This window comes from Paraburkholderia sp. BR10141 (assembly GCF_056155635.1).
The window spans coordinates 74,431-97,897 of record NZ_JBMIQH010000010.1; the positions used below are offsets into that span (position 1 = coordinate 74,431).

The window sequence follows — 23,467 nt, forward strand, 5'->3', positions numbered from 1 at the left end:
CGGCCTCCCTACCTCGTCAGCATCGCGTCTCGGGGTCCCCCAAGCGCATCACCAGAATGCGAATGCTGTTCGCAAAGATAAACGCTCGAAACCTGACTGTCAACGCTCGCTCACCCCTATGCGGTACATTTTCTCGAACGCCGTTCACAAACCTGGGTAAACGAGGGTTCGATTTTTGTCATCGGCTTAACTCGGTACATGCATGCCTCGGCCAAGTGGCGCCGACTGCATACGGCGCGCGCGCGTTGTGCCCACGCGTGTTGGCGGCGCTCGCATTTGCGGGGCATTCGCCTCGCCTGTGCGGGTTGGCGATGCGATCTATGGGAGCTTTCGCTGCAACAACCCGGCGGCGGTTCATCAATCGACATGCAGGCCGGACGCGGCCAGGTACCGCCGATCCAAAGCGGTACGCGGTACCGGTCATGGAAGACGCGGCGTTTAGTCTGTCGATTCAATGGTGAACGGAGGAAGAATTGCACGAGCGACCGAAGCGCTTACGGGACCAGGCCGTCTTCCTTGGCAGTCCTTCCATATATGCCGGCTGTCGGCCGCGACTTTCGCGATCCGCTACCCCGTTCCTGCGCGAGAGTGCATTGCTGGTTTTCGGGGAGCAGGAGGGAACACGCGCCAGGCCCCATCGTCATGCCGAAAGAAGAAGATCGAAAGCCCCCCCTCCGAGGCGGATGACCGTGCGAGCACACACCTCGTCTGGCTCGAATTCGCGAAGTTATATCGGGTCACGTGCACCGGGGTGGTCGCAGAGGGCGCGAACCATTTTTTGATGAGCGCACGCAAAGAACTTTCTCCAAGTTTCATGCCCTGCTCCTTCAACCGCTCTGTGCGCGCCTCTGACGACCACACTCACGAGTGCAAATGGAGGCACTCACCAGTCAGCTCAGACACCCGGATTCCTCGTGCTCCGGTTGCCGTCGCGAAAGGATCCGTGTGATTGGACGCAAATGTGTCTACTGACTAAATATTAGTAGTCAGCAGACCCATTATCAAGATTCAACCGTACCAGGGGAAATGCCGGTATGGACAAGTCCACCCTATTTTCTAGTAGCATGGGTGATGCTACGGGGCGAGAGCCGCATGTGATCTGGAATCAATTAGTCGTCGGACTACCGTTTATTCGTCGCCTGACTAGCAGTATCATCAGATCAAACTTGCCGCCGTCCGAGCCGAATCGGAAGACGTACCTATCGGGGGCGGGAACAGTTGCCAGTCTTGTTCGTCTCGCCCTTACAACGCGCGCGAGAGGGACAGGAAACGCCAAGGAGAGCACAACAGATGAAAGACCTGACCATCTCATCGGCAGACCTCGACAAGCCGGCAGCAGACGCGCCTCGGCGGCGAGGGAACAGATCTACACGTGTGCCAGCCATCATTGAAGTGGCGATCGAAGTCTTCGCATCGGAAGGCAACGCTGGATTCACGCAACGCCGCATCGCCAGCGACGCAGGCATCCGGCTGAGGACCCTGCAGCACTATTTCAGCACCCGCGAAGAACTATTGCGGGCCACGATAGAGGCATTCACGAATCGCTATTTCGAACACTATCAGGCGATCACGCAGGACAAACACCGGCCACCGGAGGCCCGGCTGGACATGATCGTCGAAGAGGCATTCTCTGTGCTGACGGCACCCGGCGGCAATCGCGTTAGCGCCTTTGTGCTGGAAACCTGGAGCCTGGCTGAACACGAACCGTATCTCCATGCCCTGATGGCCAAATCCACTGCGGATTTCCAGGTTCTTCTCGCGGAACTGATCGCGGAAATCAACCCGACCTTGGCGTCCGCGGAATGTACGCTGCGTGGCGCCCTGCTTCTTTCCCATCTGCAAGGTCTGGTCGTCTTTCTTCGCCGGTCGGGGACGAATACACCCGAGCGGGATTCATTCCGTCACGCCATGAAGGTCGTCTGGCGTGCGCTGAGCAAAGCGTCTCCATGAATCTGAAGTTCAGGTGCGCGCAGCACGGGTAGCGGTCTGCGCGCACCGCCTGATGTGGACGCTCAGCCGGCGACTTTCCACACAAGAGGCAAGTGGTACAGCGTGCCGTTCACCCCTCCGTGGACACCCGCCTTCTCACCTGGCTTGATCTGGAAGTCAGGAATACGCTTAAGCCATTCCTGGAGGAAGACCTTCAGTTCCACGCGCGCAAGGAACGAGCCGGGACAACGATGCGCACCATTGCCGAAGGTCGAATGAATCGGCGTGGGCCGGGTAAAATCGACGGTAAGCGGATCGTCGAATTTTCTCTCGTCGAGGCCATGCAGCGTGGTCGGCATGATGATCATGTCTCCCTCTTTGAGCCGCACGCCCTTATATTCGAAATCGTGAGTGATCCGCCGACCCTGGTTGACCACCGGGAAACGCCGTAATAGCTCGTCAACGGCCTTTTGGGTCAGTTCGGGATTGTCGATGAGCTGCTTGCGGTGCGCGGGACTGCCGGCCAGAAAACTGGCGATGAATCCCATTGCGGACGCAACGGTATCGAGGCCGCCGATCAGCACGAGTCCGCACAGACCGCGAACCTCTTCGTCGGTCAAGGCACGCCTGTCGATTTTCGAATTCACGATCTTGCTGATGAGATCGTCGCCCGGATTCGCGCGCCGTTCGGCGATCTTCACGCCCAGGTACTGGAAGATTGCGCCTAGCGCGCCGAGCTTCTCCCTGGCGTCCACCGGGCGCACCATCTTGTCGGCGAGACTCAGGAGGTACTCGCGATCCTCGGCGGGCAGCGCCACCATGTTCATGAAAATGCCGATCGGCAGATGCTGCGCGAACCCAGAGACGAATTCCACTTCGCCCTTCGGGTAAAAGTCTTCGATCAACTCGATCGCCATTTCGCGCGCTTTTTCTTCGAGCTTGCTGATCGCCTGCGGCATGAACGCGGGCGCGATCAACGCACGATACGCCGTATGCTGCGGAGGATCGAAGAAGATCGGCGGCAACGGCTGATGCTCGACCAGGGGAACGGTGAGCTGCTTCGACGAGAAGTTCTCGTAGTCCTTCAGGATGTGATAGATGTCGTCGCCGCGCGTGGCGATCCAGTGCCCGCCGTTGCGAGGCGTCCAGAAAATGTCGGGAATCCCTTCGGCGTGCAGCTTCTTGAGCGAGAGATGGTAGTCGTCTTCTGCGCCGGGCGGGTGATAGATATCGATATCGAATACCCGTTCCGGCGAAACGTGCGCGGGTACCGGCGCCAGCTCCGGAGTCATGCCATGGCCAGTTGCTGACATAAGGTTGTCTCCTTTCCTCGAATTGACCGCTCTACGCGGTCGAATGAATCGTTCTTGTTGCCGTCGAGCCGCGGTTACAGGAACGCGCCGTATAGCTCGATATGGTGCTCGGTGTTTCCCCACGTCATGTCGATGCAGGTGAGGCGCTTTACATACCAACCCACCGCCAGCTCGTCCGTCATGCCCATCCCACCGTGAAGCTGCACTGCCTGCTGCGCGACGAAGCGCGCGCTGCGCCCGATCAGCGCTTTCGCAGCGGTCACAGCGCGATGAGCGGCAACGTCATCGTCTTCGCCGAGCCTGGCGGCCGCAAAATAGACGATCGATTTCGCCTGCTCCACCGCGGTCAAAATATCGGCGGCGCGGTGCTGCAGCGCCTGGAACTTGCCGATGGGCGAGCCAAACTGCTTGCGTGTGCGCAGATACTCGAAAGTCAGTTCGCTCAGCCGCGACATCGCGCCCACGGCTTCGGCGCACAGCGCGAATATGCCCTGATCGACAGCCCATTCGAGCAACGGGTAGCCTCGATCGATCGTGCCGATCACCGCCTGTTGGTCGACTCGCACCCCATTCAGCACCACTTCCGCGACACGCTGGCCATCCAGTGCGGGAAACCCCTTGACGCTCACACCTTGCGCGCGCGCATCGACAGCGAAAAGCGAGATGCCGTGCTTGTCCGCCTGCTCGCCTGCCGTGCGCGCCGAAACCAGCAGAATGTCCGCGCAGTCGCCGTGCAGCACGACGCCCTTGCGGCCATCGAGGATGAACCCGTCGCGCGTTGCCTCGGCTCTCGTCGCGACGTTCCACAAATCGAAACGCGCGCCAGGTTCGAGCGTTGCAAGCGCCGTCTTCAGGCTTCCGTCTGCGATACCGGCCAGCAGCTCCGCCTTGCGCGCCTCGTGTCCCGCGCGCCCGATGAGCTTCGCGCCGATCACAGCCGACGAAACGAACGGCTCCAGCACGAGTCCCCGGCCGAAGGCTTCCATCACGAGCATAGTCTCGACCGGGCCCGTGCCAAGCCCGCCGTGGTCCTGCGGCACGTTCAGCGCGAGCACGCCCATTTCGGCGAGCGTGGACCAGTGCGCATCCGACCAGCCCAGCGGCGTGGCGGCGAGACGACGCCTCGCCTCGAAGTCGTATTCCTTTTCGACGAAACGACCGACCACGTCGGCCAGCATCTGTTCCTCTTCAACCAGCGTGAAGTCCATGGCGTGTCCTCAGATGCCGAGCGCCTGCTTGGCGATGATGTTTTTCTGCACTTCGGTCGAACCGCCGTAGATCGAAATCTTGCGCCAGTCCAGGTAGTGCGCGGCCAGCGCGTTGAGCAATTCGCCGTTCGCGGTTTCGCCGCGCCAGTCCGCCTCCAGCGCTTCGCTTACGAAGGGCACTGCATACGGGCCTGCGCATTCCATGATCAGCTCGGTGAGCTCCTGCTGAATCTCCGACCCGCGGATCTTCAGCACCGAGGCTTCCGGCCCGATGGGACGCCCTGCGGTTTCAGCGGAGACCACGCGCAGAAGCGACCATTCGTGAGCGATCAAATCGATTTCCACCTTGGCGATGCGATCGCGAAAGCGCACGTCCTCGATGAGCGGTTTGCCGTGCTTGCGCTCGGTGCTTGCAATCTCCTTGAGACGCCGCATGAAGCGCTTGCAGTTGCCAAGTCCGGCGATATTCGTGCGCTCGTGTCCGAGCAGATACTTCGCGATCGACCAGCCGCGATGCTCCTCTCCGACGAGATTGCTCACCGGCACTTCCACGTTGTCGAAGAACACTTCGTTGACGTCGTGACCGCCGTCCAGCGTGCGAATCGGTCTGACCGTGATACCCGGCGTCGACATATCGATCAGCAGGAACGAGATGCCTTCCTGCGGGCGGCCGCTTCCGTCCGTGCGAACCAGACAGAAAATCCAGTTCGCCCATTGCGCGAACGAGGTCCAGATCTTCTGGCCGTTGACCACATAGAACGATTGACCGTCACGCTCGATACGCTCTGCACGCGTTTTGAGCGAGGCCAGATCGGAACCCGCGCCCGGCTCGGAATAACCCTGGCACCACCAGTCCTCCATCGAGACGATGCGCGGCAGGAAGCGCTCGCGCTGCGCCGCAGTGCCGAACTTCTGGATCACGGGTCCGACCATCGAAAGGCCGAACGGCATCTGGCGCGGCGCGCCAGCGGTAAAGCATTCCTCGTCGAAGATATTGCGCTGCGCGGCATTCCAGGCGGCGCCGCCGAATTGCGTGGGCCATGCGGGGGCGCCCCAACCCTTTCCAGCCAGAATTCGTTGCCAGCGCACGTAGTCTTCGCGCGGCACATGGCGGAAGTTCAGCACGCGATCACGAATGTCGTCAGGCAAATGCGTCGCTACGAATTCCCGCACCGTGGCGCGAAACGCCTTCTCGGCGGGGCTTTCTCTCAGGTCCATCGTCAGGCTCCAGTCGCTGCCCGGCAAGTCGCGTTGTCGCTGCCAGGCGCGGTTTCAGGCAATTTCCACGATGCCGTTGTTCAGCACCACCACATCGCGCGCGTCAACACGCGCGCGCAAATGCAGGCGGGTGTCGCTATCCCTCCAGAACTGGAAACGCACCTCTTCGCCCGGATAAACCGGCGAAGTCAGGCGCAGGGCGAGCCGCTTCAGACGGGTGGCATCGTTGCCGGCGAAGGTGCGAATCGCGGCGTAGCCCGCCATGCCATAAGTCGCGAGGCCGTGCAGAATGGGGCGGCTGAAACCCGCCTTCGAAGCCACTTCAGGATCCGCGTGCAGCGGGTTGGCATCGCCCGAAAGGCGATAGATCAACGCGGCATGGGCGCCGGTGGAGAAGACGTATTCCGCATCCGGTGCGCGCTCCGGCACCGGCGGAAGCGCTTCGGGCGGCACGTCGCTCACGCCCGACTCCGCGCTAAACCCGCCGTCGCCACGCAGAAACGACACCTGGCGGACTTCGGCGAGTTGTTCGCCGCTCGAAACGTCGATGATGTCACGCATGAGCTCGACGATCGCGCCCTTTCCCGCGCCTTTATCGGAGATGCGGCTCACGCGCGTCTTGCTGACGATGGTCGCGGCAACCGGCATCGGCCGCACGAAACGGACGTCCTGCTCACCGTGCACGAGCTTCAGGTAGTCGATGCCCGTACGCGGATCGCGCATCCACGATTTCGGCCACGCGAACGCGGCCGCGCAAGTCGGCATTGCCTGCAGGTCCTTTTCATAGACGTAGCGCAGCTGGTCTGCGTCCAATGGGTCTCCGCCGAGGCCAAGGCCCAGCGAATACAGCATGACGTCGCGTTCGCTGTACGTCTGCGTAACATCTTCGATAGGCCAGTTCTTGACGACTTCGTAGTTCAGCATGAGGGTGTCCTGTAGGTGCTCAGTAGTCCGTGAAGTTGGGCTTGCGCTTCTCGAGGAAGCTCGCCATGCCTTCCTTGTAGTCGTCGCACTGGTTGGCGATCGGCATATCCAGACCGGCCGACATGATCGCCTCGTGGGGCGTCTGGAAAGGCACCTCCCAGACCTGTTCCTTCATGATGCGCATGGAGCGCGGCGAGCAGTAATCCGCCATTTCGCGCGCGTAGGCATAAGTCTCTTCGACCAGTTTCTCCGCCGGGATCGCACGATTCACGAGTCCCATGCGCTCGGCTTCGCGGCCTTTGATCTTGCGGCCCGACAGCAGCAGGTCGAGCGCATGCGCCTGGCCCACGTGGCGCGCGAGTATCCACGCCATGCCGTATTCGGCGGTCAGCCCGCGCCGCGCGAATGCCGTGGTGATGGTGGCGTCTTCCGAAGCAAACCGGATGTCGCAAAAGAGCGCGTGAATCAGGCCAATACCGACGGTCGCGCCATTGAGCATGGCGATCACCGGCTTCGGAATGGCCGGGTAATACGAACAACGCGTCTGCCAGTCGGCGCGCTTGCGCATGTCGAACGGACGCGGCAGCTTGGTCATGAGTGCGGCGGGGTCACCACCGAAGCTGTGAATATCGCCGCCCGCGCAAAACGCCTTCCCCGCGCCGGTGAATACGATGACACGCACACCGCGGTCCGCGCCCGCGGCCTGCATTGCCTCGTACACGTCCATCGCCACCTGGTCGTTCCAGGTGTTCATGTGTTCAGGACGGTTGAGCGTGATCGTCGCGATACGGTCCTTGACGTCGTACAGAATGGTCTCGAAGCGCATGAGATCCCCTCTCGATGATCAGAATGAACGCGGCAGGTCGAGCACATGCTCGGCGACGTAGGACAGAATCAGATTCGTCGAAATCGGCGCCACCTGATAAAGCCGCGTTTCACGGAACTTACGTTCGACGTCGTATTCGCAGGCGAAACCGAAGCCGCCATGCGTCTGCAAGCAGGCATTCGCCGCTTTCCACGAAGCCGTGGCCGCCAGATGCTTCGCCATGTTCGCTTCCGCGCCGCATGCCTGATGGTTGTCGAACAGTTCGCAGGCTTTGTAGCGCATGAGATCCGCCGCGCGCACGTCGATATACGCCTCGGCGATCGGAAACTGGATACCCTGGTTCATGCCGATTGGCCGGTCGAAGACGATACGCTCGTTGGCGTATTTCGATGCGCGTTCAACGAACCAGTAGCCGTCGCCGATACACTCGGCCGCGATCAGCGCACGCTCGGCATTGAGTCCGTCGAGGATGTACTTGAAGCCCTTGCCTTCCTCGCCAATCAGGTTCTCTTCGGGAATCTCCAGATTGTCGAAGAACAGTTCATTGGTCTCGTGATTGACCATGTTGGGAATCGGCCTCACGGTCAGACCGTTGCCGATCGCCTGGTGCAGGTCCACGAGAAAGCACGACAGCCCATCCGACTTCTTCTTCACGTCAGACAAGGGCGTGGTGCGCGCGAGCAGGATCATCATGTCCGAATGCTGCACGCGCGAAATCCAAACCTTCTGGCCGTTGACCACATAGCGGCCGTCTTTCTTCACGGCGGTGGTCTTCAGCTTCGTGGTGTCCGTTCCCGTGGTCGGCTCGGTCACGCCCATCGACTGCAGGCGCAATTCGCCGCTCGCGATCTTCGGCAGATATTTGCGCTTTTGCGTTTCCGAGCCGTTGCGCAGCAGCGTGTTCATGTTGTACATCTGGCCGTGGCAGAACCCGGAGTTGCCGCCGTTGCGGTTGATCTCCTCCATGATCACGGACGCCTCGGTCAACCCGAGGCCGGAACCACCGTACTCCTGAGGAATCAGCGCCGCCATCCAGCCGGCCTTCGTCAACGCGTCGACAAACGCCTCCGGGTACACGCGTTCGTGATCGATGCGGCGCCAGTACTCATCGGGATATTCCTTCGAAAGGTCACGCAGCGCGTCGCGCAGTTCCTGATATTGGTCGGGAGAGGTAATTCGGCTCATGAATGGTTTCCGTATACTTGGCTGGACGCGGCTCACGCTGCTGCATCGATCAGCCCGCCGGCATTGGCGAGCTGGGTCAGATGATGTTCGGTCGAGCCGAACTGGATATCGATCACGCTCAGGCGTCGCATGTAGTGGCCGATCTTGCACTCCTCGGTCATCCCGATGCCGCCGTGCAGTTGCACACCTTGCTGGCCGACGAAGCGGCCCGAGCGTCCGATCTGCACTTTCGCGGCGGACAGGCTGCGATCGCGCTCCCCCGCATCGGGTTCCTCAATCATCATGGTCGCGAAGAGCGCCATGCTGCGCGCCTGCTCCACCATGACCAGCATGTCGACCGCCCGATGCTGGAGGGCCTGAAATGACCCGATGGGTACGCCGAACTGCTTGCGGACCTTGAGATACTCGACGGTTTCTTCGTGCGCGGCGGTCATCGCGCCTACAGCTTCCGCGCTCACCGCGGCGATTGCGTGCGCAACGACTGTTTCAATGAGCGGGAACGCGGCACCCGCGACACCCAGCACGTCGCTATCCGGAACTCGCACGCCGGAAAATTCGATATCTGCCGCGCTCAGCCGGTCCTGTGTCGGATACACGCGGCGTGTCACGCCCGCCGCGTCGCCCCTCACCACGAACAGGCCGATGCCGTCACGCTCGCGCCTGCCGCCCGACACCCGCGCCGACACCACGAGGAGATCGGCATTGCCGCCATGCAGCACGACGCGCTTGGCGCCGTCGATCACCCATGCGTCGCCTTCGCGCCGCGCGGTGGCCGCCACGTCCGCCAGGTCGTAGCGCGACTGCGCTTCGCTGTGCGCAAAGGCTATCAGCAATTCGCCCTGCGCGATCTGCGGCAGAATCGCCGTGCGTTGCGCCGCGTTGCCGCCAAGGCGCACGAAGCCGCCGCCCAGCACGACCGTTGCGAGGTACGGCTCGACCGCGAGGCCGCGGCCGAGCGCCTCCATGACGATCATCGTCTCGACAGGACCGCAGTTGCTGCCGCCGTATTCCTCATCGAATGAAAGACCCAGCAGCCCCATCTCCGCATAGCGCGCCCATTGCGCGCGGCTGAAGCCGTCCGGCTCCACGAGGTACTTCGCACGCTGCTCGAAACCGTACTCGTCCTTGACGAGACGCTCGACGCTATCCTTGAGCATGCGTTGCTCATCGGTGAAATCAAAGTCCATAGCCCATGCTTCTCCGCTGTTCGACCGTCGCTCAAAGTCCCAATACCGACTTGGCGAGAATGTTCTTCTGAATCTCGTTGGAGCCGCCCACAATCGAAACGTGACGCGCAAAGTAGTGGTTCGGCGCGATCGTCAGCGCCCATTCGGGCTCGCGAACCGCGTCGCCAAGACCGCGCAGGAAGTCGATATCGAGCGGCAACGCATCCGGCCCCGCCACTTCCAGCAGCAGTTCGGCGGAAAGTTGCTGGAGTTCCGAACCCTTGATCTTCAGGATCGAAGTCTTGGGGTCCGGCACATGGCTCTCTTGCGCACGGCTTTCGGCGATCACGCGCATCTGCGTCATTTCCAGCGCCTTCAACTCCACTTCCACGGCCGCGACCCGCTCCCGAAAGCGCGGGTCGTCCCAAAGCACGCCGTCCCCGCAGGGCACGCGCTTCGCGAGGTCCTTTGCACGCCGCACGCGCATCTTCGAAACGCCCACGCGTGCAATGCCGCTGCGCTCGTTGCCGAGTAGATACTTGGCGTAGTCCCAGCCCTTGTTTTCCTCGCCGATGCGATTCGCAACCGGCACGCGCACGTTGTCGAAGAACACCTCGTTGGTTTCGTGGTGGCCGTCGATCGTGATGATCGGGCGCACCGTCAAGCCCGGCGTCTTCATGTCGATCAGCAGGTAGGTAATGCCCTGTTGCTTCTTCCCGCTCGAGTCCGTGCGCACGAGACAGAACATCCAGTCGGCGTGATGCGCCGTAGAGGTCCAGAGCTTCTGCCCGTTGATGACGTAGTGGTCGCCTTCTCGAACCGCCTGGGTGCGCAGTGCGGCCAGATCCGAACCCGCGCCCGGCTCGGAAAAGCCCTGGCAGAACCAGTATTCGAGGCTCGCGATGCGGGGCAGGAAGTGGCGCTTCTGCTCTTCGCTGCCAAACGCGATCAGCACCGGGCCGATCATGTTCACGTTGAACGACAATGTTTCGGGCGCCGGGGCCATGTGCAGCTCTTCCTTGAAGATGTATTGCTGCACGGCGCTCCAGCCGGTCCCGCCCCACGCCTTGTCCCACGCGGGCGTCGCCCAGCCGCGCTCGTAGAGAATGCGTTGCCAGCGGCGCAGGTCGGCCGCCGAATAGCGCTGCCCCAGGGTGGCCTTGCGTCGAATGTCGGCGGGCAGCGCTTCCTTGAAGAAGGCTCTCACCTCATTGCGGAACGCCAGTTCTTCGTCGGTATATCGCAGATCCATGAGTGTCTCGTTTCGTTTTCTTAGGCTCGCCTGGCGTGTGCCACTCAGGCCAGCGTTCCCGCTTCTTTCAGCTCGCCAATGCGGCCCGGTTCGAGCCACGCAGCCAGCGCGGCGTCGACCGTTGCCGCGTCGGGCGCTTCAGGCGCGGTCGGTTTCGCGGGCACCGTGGCGGAAAAGCGCGGCGCCGGAGCGGGCTGCACGATGCCGTCGACTTCGATGAACGTGCCGCGCGCCTTCAGATGCGCATGCTCGGGTGCCTCGGTCCACGACAGCACCGGTGCGAAGCACGCGTCCGAATGCTCGAGCAGCGTGGTCCATTGCTCGCGTGTGCGGCTCTTGAACTTCAGCGCAAACAGGGCGCGCGCGGCAGGCCAATTGCTTTCGTCAAGCTGAGCGCCGAGGGTTCGCGTGTCGATGTCGAGCAAGCGCAGCAGTTCGAGATAGAACTTGTCCTCGATCGGGCCGATGGTGATCCACTTGCCGTCCGCACATTCGTATACGTCGTAGAAGTGTGATCCGGAGTCCGTGATATTCGTCCCGCGCCCGTCACGCCAGATACCGGCTGCCTGCATGCCGAAGAACGTGGTGGCAAGGTTGGCCGTACCGTCGACGATCGCGGCATCCACGACCTGGCCTGAGCCGCCGTTACGCGCGTGCAGAATTGCCGAGAGCAGCCCCATCGCGAGATACAGCGAACCGCCGGCATAGTCGCCGATCAGGTTCAGCGGTATCGACGGCGGCTGATCGCAGCGCCCGATCGCGTTGAGCACGCCGGTGATCGCAATGTAGTTCAGGTCATGCCCCGCGTACTGCGCGAGTGGTCCGTCTTGCCCCCATCCCGTGATGCGCCCATAGGCGAGTTTCGGGTTGCGACCGAGGCAAACCTGCGGACCGAGCCCCAGGCGCTCGGTCACACCAGGGCGGAAGCCTTCGATCAAGGCGTCGGCGCGCTCCACCAGAGAAAGCACGAGTTCGACAGCCTCCGGGTCTTTCAGGTCGAGCGCGATCGTCTTCCGGTTGCGCAGCAACAGGTTGTAGCGCAGCGGGCGCTCGATACCGAGCTTGACCGGCTGGCGACGCTCGATGCGCAACACCGTCGCGCCCAGGTCGGCGAGCAACATCGCGGCCATGGGGCCCGGCCCGATGCCGGCCAGCTCAATGATTCGGATTCCCGCGAGCGGACCCATCGTTCAACCCTTGCGCGCATGGGCGCGCATGGCGTCCCATTGTTCGTCGGTCCAGTCCTGCATGGCACGGAAGGTCGGGCCGCCAACGCCCTGCATCCAGCGGCCGCCGTCGATGACGATCATGTCGCCGGTGATGTAGCCGGACCCATCCGATGCCAGATACGCGTAAAGATCGGCGAGTTCCTTGTGATCGCCGAAGCGGCGCAGCGGAACGGAGCGCTCCTGCGGTTCGACCTGCGAGCCCGGCGGATACAGTTGCTCCCAGGCGCCGGGCGTAGGGAAAAGTCCGGGCGCCACCGCGTTCAGACGGATGCCCTTCGGGCCCCACTCGACCGCAAGGCTACGGGTCATCGCGAGAATGCCCGCCTTCGCCGCGGCGGAGGGCACCGTAAAGGCCGAGCCGGTCATCGTGGGCGTAGACACCGTGCTAATCACGTTGCCCGCGTGGCCCGCGTCGATCCAGCGCTTGCCCGCCGCGATCGTGCAATAGAAGCTACCGTGCAGCACGATGCCGAGCACCGCGTCCACCGCGCGCGGCGAAAGGCTCTCCGTGCGCGCGATGAAATTCGCCGCAGCGTTGTTCAGCAGCACATCGAGCGGGCCGTCCTGCCAGATCGTGTCCATCATTGCCTCGACGGATTCCGCGCTGCGCACGTCCGCCTGCACCGTCGTGACGCGTGCGCCGGGCACCGCGCCGCGAAACTCGTCGGCGGTCGCGCCGAGCACTTCCTTGCGGCGGCCGCAGATGACAAGATCGGCACCCAGTTCGAGATAACGTCGGCCGATACTCTTGCCGAGCCCCGTGCCACCGCCGGTGATCAGGATTCGTTTGTTCTTCAGCAGGTCAGGCGTAAACATTGGCATTGAACTTCCTGTAGAGACAGCAATGAAGAACGTCGGCTTCAGGCGCCCGTGAAAACCGGCTTGCGCTTTTCCATGAAGGCCTTCACGGCTTCCGTGTGATCGCTCGTTTGACGCGCCAGCGGATTGAGATCGGTCTCCAGACGGCATGCGTCCTCGATCGAGTTGCCCGCGTTGACGAGGCTCGCCTTCAGGAGCGCCAGCGTCACCGGCGGATAGCTCGCAAAGCGAGCCGCGGCCTCGATCGCCGCATCGAGCGCGTGTCCGCTCACCGTCAGCTCGCTGACGAGGCCGATGCGGCGCGCCGTGGTTGCATCGATGACATCGCCCTTCAGCATCAGTTCGCGCGCCTTGCCGCCACCCACCTTTTGCGGGAGCGTCCAGAGAATCCCGGTGTCGGGCAGCAGGCCTACCTTGCCGAAGGCACACGAGTATTTCGCCGTCTCGGCGCTGACCACGACATCACAGGCAGCAGCCAGCGAGACGCCCGCTCCGTAGCACGTGCCTTCCACTGCCGCGACGACGGGCTTCGTGCCGGTATAAATCAGCTTGAACAGACGCACGCCCACCGCAATGCGCTCACGCAGCGCGAGCAATGGCGGCGTGGCCGCGTGCATTTCCGAGAGGTCGCCGCCCGCACAAAAATGACCGCCCGCTCCCGTCAGCACGATGGCGCGCGTATCGGGGTCGTCGTTCATGAGTCGCTGAAACACCTCCGTCAGCGCGAGCCGCATCTTCATGGAGAACGCGTTGCGGCGCTCGGGATAGTTCATCGTGACAACGCTCACGTCGCCTTCACGGCGCACCTGCACGACCTCGTCGGCGCCCGCAGTCATTTCCTTCTGCTCGATACTCATCGCATGGGTCCCCGCGCTCACTCGCCGGTGAAGACCGGTGTGGTCTTTTCCATAAATGCCTTGCAGGCAGCCTGATGGTCTTTCGACTGACGCAGGATGGGCTGATAGTCGATCTCGGCGCGCAGCGCGCCTTCCATGGTCGTCGCGGCGTTGGTGAGCGACTCCTTCAACAGCGCCACGCCGAGCGGTGGCAACGCCGCAAGGCCGAGTGCAACTTCAATCGCCCTGGCGCGCGCCGCGCCCGACTCGACCACTTCGTTTGCGAGGTCGATTGCCGCGGCCTTGTTACCGTCGATCTCCGTGGCGAGCGAAAGCATCTCGCGCGCGCGGGCCATGCCAATGCGCTTCGGAAGCGTCCACAGAATGCCGGTATCTGGAATCAGCCCCACGCGCAGAAACGCAGCGCAAAAACGCGCGCTCGACGCTGCGACGACGTAATCGGCCGCCACCGCGAGCGACAGGCCAGCGCCGAAGGCCACGCCTTCCACCGCCGCCACAACGGGCTTCGGACCCGCTTGCATTTCGCGCACCACCATGCACGATTCCGCCAGAATTTCGCGGCTTTGCAGGATCGTGCGCTTCGTCATCTCGGAGATGTCCGCACCCGCGCAGAAATGCTCGCCCGCGCCAGTGAGTACAATTGCGCGCGACTCTGGGTCGTCGACCATGAGACGATGCACCGTGTCACGCAGCAACTGGCGCATCTGGCGCCCCATCGCATTGCGGCGTCGCGGATTGTTCAACGTCACGATCGCGACCGGCCCCTCGCGGGTCACCTCGATCAGCGCCGCCGTTTCGGTTGCTGCCGTTTGTTTTTCGCTCATGTTGGCTCCCTTCAGTCGGCCACGAACACCGGCTTGCGCTTTTCCATGAAGGCGCTCACGGCTTCCTGGTGTTCGCGGCTGCGGCGCAGGATGGGCTGCAGGTTGACTTCGGCTTCGATCGCCTCGTCGAGCGTGCGGATGCCCGTCGCGAGCGCGGCCTTCAGATGCGCGGTGGCGACCGAGGGCAATTCGGCGTACTGTTGCGCCACCTTCAAGGCCGCGTTCAGCGCCTCGCCGGGCTCGACGACCTGATTCGCAAACCCGGTCTCGCCCGCTTCTACTCCGTTGAACTCGCGCGCGCCCAGCATGAGCTCACGTGCGAGGCCGCCGCCCACGCGTTGCGAGAGCGACCAGTAGAGCCCCGTATCGGGCAAAAGCCCGACTTTCACGAACGCGCTCGCATAGCGCGCCGCCGACGATGTGACGACGTAGTCGCAAGCCGCTGCGAGCGAGAGGCCTGCGCCAAACGCAAACCCTTCGACCGCGGCAACAACCGCTTTCGGGCCTTCGACCATCAGTCTGAAGATATCGAGCGGCAGTTCATTGCGTTGCCGGTACTCGAGCACCTTGCGCGTCTGCATCTCCGAGATGTCGCCGCCCGCACAAAACGTATTGCCGGCGCCGGTCAGGACAATTGCGCGGCAACTTTCCTCGTGATGCATCAGACGATAAAGTTGCGCATACAACGTCTGACGCATCTTCAATGAAAATGCGTTGCGGCGTTGGGGATAATTCAATGTGACGATCGCGATTGCACCGTCTTGCTGGACCTGGACGATCTCTGTCGCGTCGCCGCCGATCTCTACGCTCATCTGTCCGTCTCCCATGCAAAACTGTTGACCGTGGCCTGGGCGGCCGCCGTGTCTTACAGCGTTTCCTCAGTTCCGAGAATCACCGTGGCCTGGCTCGAGAGCACGCCGCCGTTGCCGTGTGCGATGGCCAGCTTCGCGCCGGGAATCTGGCGTTCGCCGGCGCGCCCCGTCAGCTGCCGCATCGACTCTTCGATCAGGAAAAGCCCATACATGCCGGGGTGAACGCAGGACAACCCGCCGCCGTTGGTATTCACCGCGAGCCGGCCGCCCGGCGCGATGGCCCCGTCCGCGACGAAGCGGCCGCCTTCGCCCTTGGGGCAGAAGCCGAGGTCTTCCAGGAACAGAATGGTGTTGATCGTGAATGCGTCGTACAGCATCGCGACGTCGATATCGCTTGCCTTCACGCCCGCCATTTCATACGCGCGCCGGCCCGATTGCGCGGCCGCCGTCACCGTGAGATCGGGCATGCTCGCAATTTCGCGGTGTGACGTGGCCGAAGCCGCGCCGAGCAGATAGACGGGCTTGTCGGTCAGATCGCGTGCGCGGTCGGCGCGCACCATGACGACGGCCGCCGCGCCATCCGTCACGAGGCAGCAATCGCGTACGGAAAGCGGGTCGGATACGAGACGCGCGCCCATCACGTCATCGATCGACAAGGGCGTGCGCATGTACGCATCCGGGTTGAGCTGCGCCCATTTGCGCGCGGCGACGGCCACCTCGGCCAGATGTTCGCGCTTCGTGCCGAACTGGTGCATATGCCGCGCCGCCGCGAGCGCATAAGACGAGACCGGATTCATCGGCTTGTACGGGCTCTCCCACGGCGAGGGACGCGACGACTGCACGAGCTTGCCCGCCGCGCTGCGCTGGTTGCTCCCATATGCGATCAGCGCGACGTCGATCTGGCCCGTAGACAAGGCCATCGCCGCAGTGTGTGCGTAAATCTCGAACGCCGAGCCGCCGCTTCGGTTGTTGTCGGTGAACTTCGGGTTAATACCGAGGTACTCGGCAAACGTGAGACCCGAGAGCATGTCGTCGGGCGTGCACACGAACAGGCCATCCACATCGCCGGGCGTGAGCCCTACCTGGGCCAGCGCGTCGACGCAAGCGCGCGCAGCAAGGTCCATTGACGACAAGCCAGGCGCTTCCCCCATCCCATAGGTGGCGCCTGCCACCAGTGCGGTACGCCCGCGCAAGTTGAATTCCATTCGATCTACCTTTCATCAGGTGCGACCGGCTCTTGACGGCCGGTTGCGGGTTAGCGGGCGTCAGGCTGGTTCGAATACGAGCAGTGCCGCATCCCCCCGGTAGACGATCTTCGCCTGCACGGGCATGCCAATGCGCACGGCCTCCGGCTCGATGCCCTCAACGCAGCTGAGCATGCGCACACCTTCCTCCAGATCGATCACTGCGACGTTGTAGCTCGGCGTGGGCGACTTCTGGCGCACGACCGTGGTGGAATAAACCGTGCCTTTCCCGCACGCGTCGACCCATTCCAGATCGCGCGCCCCGGTGACCGGCTCGGCCACGCGCGGATAGAACACATAGCGGCCGCTGCTGCGGCTGCGCTGGATCATCAAGCGGCCCTCGGCCAGAAACTTCTGATAGTCGACTTCAGGACAAAGAGAGTCCATTCCCCGCTCCTCCAAATCGTTTTTGCCTTAGGGCTCCCGCGAATCGAGCCGCTATGTCGGGCCAAAATGGAACAAATAACCGAACACTGTTCCAAATATTAAACGCACCGGAAGCGTGCTGTCAACGGTGGGAAAGCCCTGTCGTGCCCCGCCCCACAAGGCTGACACTACATCCCGGCGAAATTCCGGACGCACCTCGGACAAACCCGCGCCAGCCGGTTTCTGCGCTTGACGGCCACCTGATCCATCGTTTACTTTATCGAACATTGTTCAACATTTTGAAGAGACCGGGGTGATTCGGGAGTGGTCAGCGGGGCAACCTGGCCCGCTCCGAAAGACGAATCCTGGCCCGATCCGGAAAACCGCCAGTAAGAGAGCTCGAAGTGACATACGAACTAACAGACGACCAGGTTCAGATCCGCGATCTCATCCGTCGCGTCGCAAGGGAGCGTGTGGCACCGCGCGCCGACGAGATCGACCGTACGGCCGAGTATCCGCATGACATGTATGCACTGCTTAAGGAACTGGGCCTCTTCACGTTGCCGTTTCCGGAAGCGTATGGCGGCGCCGGCAGTGTGATGTCGGCCTGTATCGCCGTCGAGGAGTTTGGGCGAGTTTGCTACAACACCGGCTATTTGCTGGTCGTGCAATGGACGCCCTTTGGCGCCATTCTCGAAGGAGGCACGGACGAACAGAAGGCACGCCTTCTGCCCGGACTCGCATCCGGCGAATTGCGCGGCGCGCTCTCGATTACCGAATCTCAAAGCGGCTCCGACGTATCCGGCATTCGCACCACAGCGCGCCGCAAGAACGGCGGCTATGTGCTCAACGGCTCAAAAATCTGGTGCACGAACTCGCATATTGCCGACTTCATTCTCGTCGCGGCAAAGACGCTCGATGAGGAAGGGCAGCCGCTGGGGATCAATCTCTTCGTCGTCGATCGCAACACGCACGGGCTCACCATCGGTAATGAAGAAGACAAGATGGGCGCGCGAGGCGTAGCGTCTTGCCCCCTCTATTTCGACGACGCCTTCATTCGCGCGGAAGACCGTCTCGGGCCGGAAGGCGGCCAGGGATTCAAGGTGGCCATGGAAGCGCTCAACACGAGCCGCCCCATCGTTGCCGCGCGCGCGGTCGGCATTGCGCAGGGGGCGATCGACCATGCCGTCAAATTCATTCAGGATCGCGTAGCGTTCGGCCAGACCATCAGCAACTTCCAGGGTGTGCGCTGGATGATTGCCGACATGGTCACGCAGACCGAAGCCGCGCGCCAACTTGTCTACCGCACCGCGTCGCTCGTCGACGCGGGCGTAAGCGGACGCGAACTCGCTCCAATGGCTGCGATGGCGAAGATGTTCGCATCGGATGTCGCCATGAAGGTCGCGACTGACGCCGTACAGCTTTTTGGCGCTGCCGGCATCTCCAACGAGTACCCGATAAACCGGTATTTCCGCGACGCAAAAGTTGTGCAGATCATTGAGGGCACGAATCAAATCCAGCGCAACATTGTCGCGGACAACGTGCTGGGCCGCATCAAGAAGAACTGAAAAAGACAGTTGAGCTAACAAGCGAGCGACAACAACAGAGGACAGGCAATGGAAGAAGTCGAAACGGTTGGTTTGGGTATTCACTGGGAGGACCTGCCCGTTGGACGCAAGTTCAAGACCGTGGGCCGCACAGTCACCGAAACGGACGTGGTGAATTTCGTATCCGTGACTGGCATGCTGGAAGTGCTGTTTACCAACACAGAGTTTCTAAGGGAGCAGTCCGCGATCAAGGGACGCGTCGCGCCGGGAGCACTCGTGTTTACGCTCATGGAGGGGCTGCTCACGCAGGCCACCATGCAGGGCGTCGGCTTCGCGTTCCTCAACATGGAGCTGGATATCAAGGGTCCCACCTACGTGGGCGACACGATTCATGTGGAATGCGAAGTCATCGAATGCCGGCCTAGCAACGGGCGTCCAGGACTGGGTCTCGTACGCACGCGTAATCGCGTGATCAAGCAGGACGGCACGGAAGTGATGGTGTACACGCCGCTCAGACTCGTGAAGGGCAAAGAATACAAGGCCTGAGCATGGAAAATCCACAACAACCCCTCGAACGGGCCACGGGCCCGTTAGCCGGTGTGCGCGTGATCGACCTGACCATCAACGTGCTCGGTCCGGTCGCCACACAGCTGCTCGGCGACATGGGTGCGGACGTCATCAAGATCGAACCGCCCGAAGGCGACCAGAACCGCAAGAACGGCCCCGGCCGCAATCCCGACATGGCCGTGTTCTATACGATCATGAACCGCAACAAGCGGAGCGTGATCCTGAACCTCAAACAGGCCGAGTGCCGCGAAGCGCTGCTCAAGCTTGTCGAATCGGCCGACGTCATCGTGCACAGCATGCGTCCGAGCGCCGCCGAACGGCTCGGCATCGGCTACGAAGCCGTACGGGCGCGCAACCCGCGCATCGTCTACGCGTCGGGCGCCGGCTACCGCATCGACGGCCCCTACAAGGACCGCCCCGCCTTCGACGACGTGATCCAGGGCGAAACCGGCATTGCCGCGATGAACCGTGACGCTGACGGCTCGCCGCGCTACTTCCCCACCGTGATCGTCGACAAGTTCTGCGGTTACGTGCTGGCCTCCTCAATTGGCATGGCGCTCTATCACCGCGAGCGTACCGGCCTCGGTCAGCTCGTCCATGTGCCGATGTTCGAAACGATGCTGCAGTTCAATCTTTTCGAGCATCTCTGGGAAGGCGCGCTGGGCTCCAATGACGGCACGGGCCTTGGCTATCCGCGCATGTTCTCGCCGTATCGCCGCCCGTATGCGACGAAGGACGGCCATATCTGCCTGCTTGCGGTGAACAACGAGCAATGGCGCCGCGTGCTGTGCGCGATCGATGCGGCGCATCTGCTGGATGACCCGCGCTTTTGCCACATGACCGAGCGCATGCGCAACATCAACGAGTTGTACCGCATCGTCGGCGACGCCATCCGCAATAAGACCACGGCTGAATGGAACGCCATTTTTGCCTTGGCGGACGTTCCGCACGGTCCCGTGCGCGACCTGAAAGACCTGATGCACGACGCGTACGTCAAGGAAACCGGCTTCTTCCAGCGCTTCGATCACCCGACCGAAGGCGACATGGTCATGACCTCGATCCCGGTGCATTTCTCCGAGTCGCCCGGCAACGTTCGCTATCTGCCGCCGAATCTCGGCGAGCACAGCATCGAAGTCCTGATCGAAGCGGGCTATAGCGCAAGCGAAGCCAGCGCGCTCGTCGCCCGTGCCACGGGAAAAGGCCAAGCCGTTACGGAAGCGTTGAGCAAAGACTAACTGGCGCGAACGCGCCTCGCACATCACGGAGGGGAACCAATGAAGGGGCTCAAGGAGAAGGTCGTCATCGTAACCGGCGCCGCGGGCGGGATCGGAACCGCCATCAGCAAGCGATTCGGCGAGGAAGGCTCGACCGTCGCGCTGTTCGATCTGAACGAAGAAGGCGCAGCACGTGTCGCGGCAGAAATCGAGGCGGCGGGTGGCAAGGCGCGTGCGTACCGTGTCGACATCACGGATCACGAAGGCGTGCATGCCGCGGTGGCCAAAGTCGAGGAAGACCTCGGTCCGATCGAGGTTCTGGTCAACAACGCGGGCTGGGACATGGGTTCGTTCTTCCTGCAAACGGAGAAGCCGTTCTGGGACAAGGTCGTCGCGATCAACCTGTACGGCCCGCTGAATATGCACCACGCCGTGTTGCGCCGCATGGCTGAGCGCGGCCGTGGCCGCGTCGTGAACATCTCGTCCGATGCGGGACGCGTGGGCTCCTCGATGGAAGCCGTCTATTCGTTCTGCAAAGGCGGTCTCATCGCGTTCACGAAAACCATGGCGCGCGAAATGGCGCGCCAGCATATTCCCGTCAACGTCGTGTGCCCCGGCCCCACCGCGACCCCGCTGCTCGACAACCTCGCGCAAGGTGAGAAAGGCGAGCGCATCAAGGCGGCGCTCGTGAAGGCCGTGCCTTTCGGCCGCATGGGCGAACCGGGCGATATCCCCGGCACGGTTGCCTTCCTCGCGAGCGACGACGCCGCTTTCATCAGCGGCCAGGTCATCAGCGTGTCCGGCGGCCTGACGATGGCCGGCTAACCGGCGTCTCGAACCTGCTCAATAAACAACATCGGAATACGACATGGAATTCAGGGACATTATCTACAAGGAAGCGGATGGCGTCGCGACGATCACCATCAATCGCCCCAACGTCTATAACGCGTTCAACGCCAACACCTGTGAAGAACTGATCAAGGCCTTCGGTCTCGCGGGATGGAACAAGGACATCGGCGTCGTGGTGCTCACCGGCGCCGGCGAAAAGGCGTTCTGCACCGGCGGCGACCAGTCCGGCGACGGCTACAACGGCCGCGGCACCGTGGGCCTGCCGATCGAGGAACTGCAAAGCATTATCCGCGACATTCCGAAGCCGGTGATCGCACGCGTGAACGGCTACGCGATCGGCGGCGGCAACGTGCTCGTGACGATCTGCGACCTCGCGATCGCTTCCGAAACCGCGATCTTCGGCCAGGTCGGCCCGAAGGTCGGTTCGGTCGATCCGGGTTTCGGCACCGCGTACCTCGCGCGCATCATCGGCGAGAAGCGCGCACGGGAAATCTGGTACATGTGCCGCAAATACAGCGCGAAAGAGGCACTCGACTGGGGTCTCATCAACGCAGTCGTGCCCCCCGAGCAACTCGATGCCGAAACGAAAAAGTGGTGCGACGAGATTCTGCAGATGAGCCCCACGGCCATCGCGCTGGCGAAGCGATCGTTCAATATCGATACCGAGAATATTCGCGGCATCGGTGCGTTCGCAATGCAAGCGCTCGCAATGTATTACGAAACCGACGAGTCCAAGGAAGGCGGCAATGCGTTCCGCGAAAAGCGCAAGCCGGAGTTCCGCAAGTACGTGAAGTAAGCGGGAGAATGGCACGCAGGGCGACGCCTGGTTTTGGCGCCGCCCTGCGTGCGCTTGCTACATTGCAGTTGACGTTCAGTACTTGCGAAAATTTACGCCGACACGCGTGCCAAGCCCCGGTAGCCGGTTCATGGGGCGGCTGCCATGCTCCGGCGCCGCTTCGCCCCACGCGAACCATACATCGGGCTCGCGGGTGTCTCCTACACGCCGCCAGCGCCCGTCCACCTGCGGATTCTTGAGCGTCCCAAGACCGACGAGACGCCCGCGCGGATCGGGCACGAACTCCCACTCCTCGCCAAAGGCCGAGTAGCGGATACCCTCCTGCCAGTAGCCATTCGCGCCGAAGTCGACCGTGCCGGTCACGTCATAAGTGAAGCGCACCTCGCCCTTTTCGTTGCCGAGAATCGCGAAGCCGAACATGTCGTTGCCGAGCGTGAAGTGCCCAAAGTCGATACTGCCATCCTTGTATCGCGTGGCCCATGTGTACCAGACGAGTTCCAGTTTCTCCTGTACCAGGGCGTCTTTCGTTTTGTAGATTTCGCCGCCCTCGTACATATGGATCGGATCAAAGCCGATCATGCCGCGCACCTTCTTGCCGAGAATCGTACCTTCCATCTCGAAGATGTTCGCGACGTAATACATGCCAGCATCGCGGCCCGGCAAATACCAGTGCATGCCGGGCTTCACCAGCCTGCCTTTGATATCCATGGCGTTCTCTTCGTACCAGCTGCAGTCGTCGGGTGTCCAGGTGACGTGGAAACGGTTGCCAGGCGCTTGTGGATGGCTGCGCCAGTGGATGCGCCCCTCTTCGAGCGATCGCGTAAAGCCGTCGTTCGGCACCGATGTCTTGCCTACCGGATGCATATGCATGCCGTCGTCGTGGCCAAGCGTCGTACACAGGTAGAAACGTCGGCGCGTGTCCTTCGCGTCGGTATTCAGGCCAGCGGGAATGCGTCGCATCGGACAGTAGATCTCACCGTCCTCGTCGCGTAGCGTCCCCCACAGGTAGAGCGCCTCGGGTGGCATGCCGAAGTAGGCGCGGTTGGACAACATGTCCTCGATGGTGGGCTCGAAGGCGCTGACGAGAGGCTGCCAGCCAAAGTCGCCGCGGCGCGGCATGGTGGGTTTGGTGTCGCTCATGGTTGAAGTGTCCATCGTCGTGGTGAGGTATTTGTAGCACCTCACCACTATACGTATACCGGCTCACGGAAGAAAACCGGTTGATTCGTCCACCTCATCAGACGTGCGCCCGTGGAGAAACAGGCAGGCCCGTATCGCAGCTACCGCATTGATTTATCGACTTTCGCAGTTGCGCGGGAGAG

22 protein-coding genes are annotated in these 23,467 nt (G+C 62.3%); 6 read left to right on the plus strand and 16 right to left on the minus strand.

Features of this window, described 5'->3' with window-relative positions; all coding sequences use genetic code 11:
* The first annotated feature begins 1,290 nt into the window (after positions 1-1,290).
* Positions 1,291-1,950 (plus strand): TetR/AcrR family transcriptional regulator, encoded by a 660-nt coding sequence (locus tag ACOJB8_RS16110; RefSeq protein ID WP_069266531.1) that lies wholly within the window; start codon positions 1,291-1,293, stop codon positions 1,948-1,950.
* Positions 1,951-2,012: 62 nt separating this feature from the next.
* On the opposite strand, the gene ACOJB8_RS16115 is transcribed toward ACOJB8_RS16110, so the two are convergent.
* The 15 genes from ACOJB8_RS16115 to ACOJB8_RS16185 all read right to left on the minus strand — a co-directional run bounded on the left by ACOJB8_RS16115 (position 2,013) and on the right by ACOJB8_RS16185 (position 17,193).
* Positions 2,013-3,242 carry a cytochrome P450 gene (locus ACOJB8_RS16115; protein ID WP_475013348.1) on the minus strand — a complete coding sequence of 410 codons (1,230 nt, stop codon included), beginning with the start codon at positions 3,240-3,242 and terminating at the stop codon, positions 2,013-2,015.
* 74 nt (positions 3,243-3,316) lie between these two features.
* Positions 3,317-4,450: an acyl-CoA dehydrogenase family protein gene (locus tag ACOJB8_RS16120; RefSeq protein WP_475013349.1), complete on the minus strand. Its 1,134-nt coding sequence runs from the start codon at positions 4,448-4,450 to the stop codon at positions 3,317-3,319.
* A 9-nt stretch (positions 4,451-4,459) separates the two neighbouring features.
* A complete protein-coding gene (locus tag ACOJB8_RS16125) occupies positions 4,460-5,668 on the minus strand; it encodes an acyl-CoA dehydrogenase family protein (protein WP_368602283.1) in 1,209 nt (402 codons plus the stop codon).
* A gap of 54 nt (positions 5,669-5,722) precedes the next feature.
* On the minus strand, positions 5,723-6,592 hold the full coding sequence (locus ACOJB8_RS16130; RefSeq protein ID WP_069266527.1) for a MaoC/PaaZ C-terminal domain-containing protein: 870 nt from the start codon (positions 6,590-6,592) through the stop codon (positions 5,723-5,725).
* 19 nt (positions 6,593-6,611) lie between these two features.
* The gene (locus tag ACOJB8_RS16135) at positions 6,612-7,418 is read right to left on the minus strand and encodes an enoyl-CoA hydratase (RefSeq protein ID WP_475013350.1); all 807 of its coding nucleotides are present in this window, start codon (positions 7,416-7,418) and stop codon (positions 6,612-6,614) included.
* An 18-nt stretch (positions 7,419-7,436) separates the two neighbouring features.
* Positions 7,437-8,603: an acyl-CoA dehydrogenase family protein gene (locus ACOJB8_RS16140; RefSeq protein ID WP_475013423.1), complete on the minus strand. Its 1,167-nt coding sequence runs from the start codon at positions 8,601-8,603 to the stop codon at positions 7,437-7,439.
* A 32-nt stretch (positions 8,604-8,635) separates the two neighbouring features.
* The gene (locus ACOJB8_RS16145) at positions 8,636-9,790 is read right to left on the minus strand and encodes an acyl-CoA dehydrogenase family protein (RefSeq protein ID WP_475013351.1); all 1,155 of its coding nucleotides are present in this window, start codon (positions 9,788-9,790) and stop codon (positions 8,636-8,638) included.
* 31 nt (positions 9,791-9,821) lie between these two features.
* A complete protein-coding gene (locus ACOJB8_RS16150; RefSeq protein WP_475013352.1) occupies positions 9,822-11,021 on the minus strand; it encodes an acyl-CoA dehydrogenase family protein in 1,200 nt (399 codons plus the stop codon).
* A 44-nt stretch (positions 11,022-11,065) separates the two neighbouring features.
* A complete protein-coding gene (locus ACOJB8_RS16155) occupies positions 11,066-12,208 on the minus strand; it encodes a CaiB/BaiF CoA transferase family protein (protein ID WP_368726690.1) in 1,143 nt (380 codons plus the stop codon).
* Between the two features lie 3 nt (positions 12,209-12,211).
* The gene (locus ACOJB8_RS16160; protein WP_368726691.1) at positions 12,212-13,066 is read right to left on the minus strand and encodes an SDR family oxidoreductase; all 855 of its coding nucleotides are present in this window, start codon (positions 13,064-13,066) and stop codon (positions 12,212-12,214) included.
* Between the two features lie 44 nt (positions 13,067-13,110).
* Entirely contained in the window at positions 13,111-13,926 is an 816-nt protein-coding gene (locus ACOJB8_RS16165) for an enoyl-CoA hydratase/isomerase family protein (RefSeq protein ID WP_256094871.1), read from the minus strand.
* 17 nt (positions 13,927-13,943) lie between these two features.
* Positions 13,944-14,750, minus strand: coding sequence for an enoyl-CoA hydratase/isomerase family protein (locus ACOJB8_RS16170; RefSeq protein ID WP_069266520.1), 807 nt, complete (start codon positions 14,748-14,750; stop codon positions 13,944-13,946).
* 11 nt (positions 14,751-14,761) lie between these two features.
* On the minus strand, positions 14,762-15,562 hold the full coding sequence (locus tag ACOJB8_RS16175) for an enoyl-CoA hydratase/isomerase family protein (RefSeq protein WP_475013353.1): 801 nt from the start codon (positions 15,560-15,562) through the stop codon (positions 14,762-14,764).
* A gap of 53 nt (positions 15,563-15,615) precedes the next feature.
* Positions 15,616-16,767, minus strand: coding sequence for a thiolase (locus ACOJB8_RS16180; protein ID WP_342947360.1), 1,152 nt, complete (start codon positions 16,765-16,767; stop codon positions 15,616-15,618).
* A 60-nt stretch (positions 16,768-16,827) separates the two neighbouring features.
* Positions 16,828-17,193, minus strand: coding sequence for a Zn-ribbon domain-containing OB-fold protein (locus ACOJB8_RS16185; protein ID WP_069266517.1), 366 nt, complete (start codon positions 17,191-17,193; stop codon positions 16,828-16,830).
* A gap of 383 nt (positions 17,194-17,576) precedes the next feature.
* On the opposite strand from ACOJB8_RS16185, the gene ACOJB8_RS16190 reads away from it, so the two are divergent.
* Genes ACOJB8_RS16190 through ACOJB8_RS16210 form a run of 5 tightly spaced genes read left to right on the plus strand, consistent with a single transcriptional unit; the run spans position 17,577 to position 22,145 of the window.
* A complete protein-coding gene (locus tag ACOJB8_RS16190) occupies positions 17,577-18,740 on the plus strand; it encodes an acyl-CoA dehydrogenase family protein (protein ID WP_475013354.1) in 1,164 nt (387 codons plus the stop codon).
* 48 nt (positions 18,741-18,788) lie between these two features.
* Entirely contained in the window at positions 18,789-19,265 is a 477-nt protein-coding gene (locus ACOJB8_RS16195) for a MaoC family dehydratase (RefSeq protein WP_069266515.1), read from the plus strand.
* A gap of 2 nt (positions 19,266-19,267) precedes the next feature.
* Entirely contained in the window at positions 19,268-20,521 is a 1,254-nt protein-coding gene (locus ACOJB8_RS16200; protein WP_069266514.1) for a CaiB/BaiF CoA transferase family protein, read from the plus strand.
* Positions 20,522-20,560: 39 nt separating this feature from the next.
* The gene (locus ACOJB8_RS16205) at positions 20,561-21,325 is read left to right on the plus strand and encodes a glucose 1-dehydrogenase (protein WP_069266513.1); all 765 of its coding nucleotides are present in this window, start codon (positions 20,561-20,563) and stop codon (positions 21,323-21,325) included.
* 43 nt (positions 21,326-21,368) lie between these two features.
* Positions 21,369-22,145, plus strand: a complete 777-nt coding sequence (locus ACOJB8_RS16210) for an enoyl-CoA hydratase-related protein (protein WP_069266512.1) — start codon at positions 21,369-21,371, stop codon at positions 22,143-22,145.
* Between the two features lie 75 nt (positions 22,146-22,220).
* Here ACOJB8_RS16210 and ACOJB8_RS16215 read toward each other — a convergent pair whose 3' ends face one another.
* Positions 22,221-23,285, minus strand: a complete 1,065-nt coding sequence (locus ACOJB8_RS16215) for a hypothetical protein (RefSeq protein ID WP_475013355.1) — start codon at positions 23,283-23,285, stop codon at positions 22,221-22,223.
* Positions 23,286-23,467 lie beyond the last annotated feature (182 nt).

What these genes read in the sequence shown, in the direction of transcription:
- ACOJB8_RS16165 (WP_256094871.1), bottom strand. Translation starts at nt 13,926, where the DNA reads ATGAGTATCGAGCAGAAGGAAATGACTGCGGGCGCCGACGAGGTCGTG.
- ACOJB8_RS16200 (WP_069266514.1), top strand. Translation starts at nt 19,268, where the DNA reads ATGGAAAATCCACAACAACCCCTCGAACGGGCCACGGGCCCGTTAGCC.
- ACOJB8_RS16160 (WP_368726691.1), bottom strand. Translation starts at nt 13,066, where the DNA reads ATGTTTACGCCTGACCTGCTGAAGAACAAACGAATCCTGATCACCGGC.
- ACOJB8_RS16205 (WP_069266513.1), top strand. Translation starts at nt 20,561, where the DNA reads ATGAAGGGGCTCAAGGAGAAGGTCGTCATCGTAACCGGCGCCGCGGGC.
- ACOJB8_RS16135 (WP_475013350.1), bottom strand. Translation starts at nt 7,418, where the DNA reads ATGCGCTTCGAGACCATTCTGTACGACGTCAAGGACCGTATCGCGACG.
- ACOJB8_RS16120 (WP_475013349.1), bottom strand. Translation starts at nt 4,450, where the DNA reads ATGGACTTCACGCTGGTTGAAGAGGAACAGATGCTGGCCGACGTGGTC.
- ACOJB8_RS16130 (WP_069266527.1), bottom strand. Translation starts at nt 6,592, where the DNA reads ATGCTGAACTACGAAGTCGTCAAGAACTGGCCTATCGAAGATGTTACG.
- ACOJB8_RS16175 (WP_475013353.1), bottom strand. Translation starts at nt 15,562, where the DNA reads ATGAGCGTAGAGATCGGCGGCGACGCGACAGAGATCGTCCAGGTCCAG.
- ACOJB8_RS16115 (WP_475013348.1), bottom strand. Translation starts at nt 3,242, where the DNA reads ATGTCAGCAACTGGCCATGGCATGACTCCGGAGCTGGCGCCGGTACCC.
- ACOJB8_RS16215 (WP_475013355.1), bottom strand. Translation starts at nt 23,285, where the DNA reads ATGAGCGACACCAAACCCACCATGCCGCGCCGCGGCGACTTTGGCTGG.
- ACOJB8_RS16180 (WP_342947360.1), bottom strand. Translation starts at nt 16,767, where the DNA reads ATGGAATTCAACTTGCGCGGGCGTACCGCACTGGTGGCAGGCGCCACC.
- ACOJB8_RS16170 (WP_069266520.1), bottom strand. Translation starts at nt 14,750, where the DNA reads ATGAGCGAAAAACAAACGGCAGCAACCGAAACGGCGGCGCTGATCGAG.
- ACOJB8_RS16195 (WP_069266515.1), top strand. Translation starts at nt 18,789, where the DNA reads ATGGAAGAAGTCGAAACGGTTGGTTTGGGTATTCACTGGGAGGACCTG.
- ACOJB8_RS16145 (WP_475013351.1), bottom strand. Translation starts at nt 9,790, where the DNA reads ATGGACTTTGATTTCACCGATGAGCAACGCATGCTCAAGGATAGCGTC.
- ACOJB8_RS16155 (WP_368726690.1), bottom strand. Translation starts at nt 12,208, where the DNA reads ATGGGTCCGCTCGCGGGAATCCGAATCATTGAGCTGGCCGGCATCGGG.
- ACOJB8_RS16125 (WP_368602283.1), bottom strand. Translation starts at nt 5,668, where the DNA reads ATGGACCTGAGAGAAAGCCCCGCCGAGAAGGCGTTTCGCGCCACGGTG.
- ACOJB8_RS16110 (WP_069266531.1), top strand. Translation starts at nt 1,291, where the DNA reads ATGAAAGACCTGACCATCTCATCGGCAGACCTCGACAAGCCGGCAGCA.
- ACOJB8_RS16185 (WP_069266517.1), bottom strand. Translation starts at nt 17,193, where the DNA reads ATGGACTCTCTTTGTCCTGAAGTCGACTATCAGAAGTTTCTGGCCGAG.
- ACOJB8_RS16150 (WP_475013352.1), bottom strand. Translation starts at nt 11,021, where the DNA reads ATGGATCTGCGATATACCGACGAAGAACTGGCGTTCCGCAATGAGGTG.
- ACOJB8_RS16140 (WP_475013423.1), bottom strand. Translation starts at nt 8,603, where the DNA reads ATGAGCCGAATTACCTCTCCCGACCAATATCAGGAACTGCGCGACGCG.
- ACOJB8_RS16210 (WP_069266512.1), top strand. Translation starts at nt 21,369, where the DNA reads ATGGAATTCAGGGACATTATCTACAAGGAAGCGGATGGCGTCGCGACG.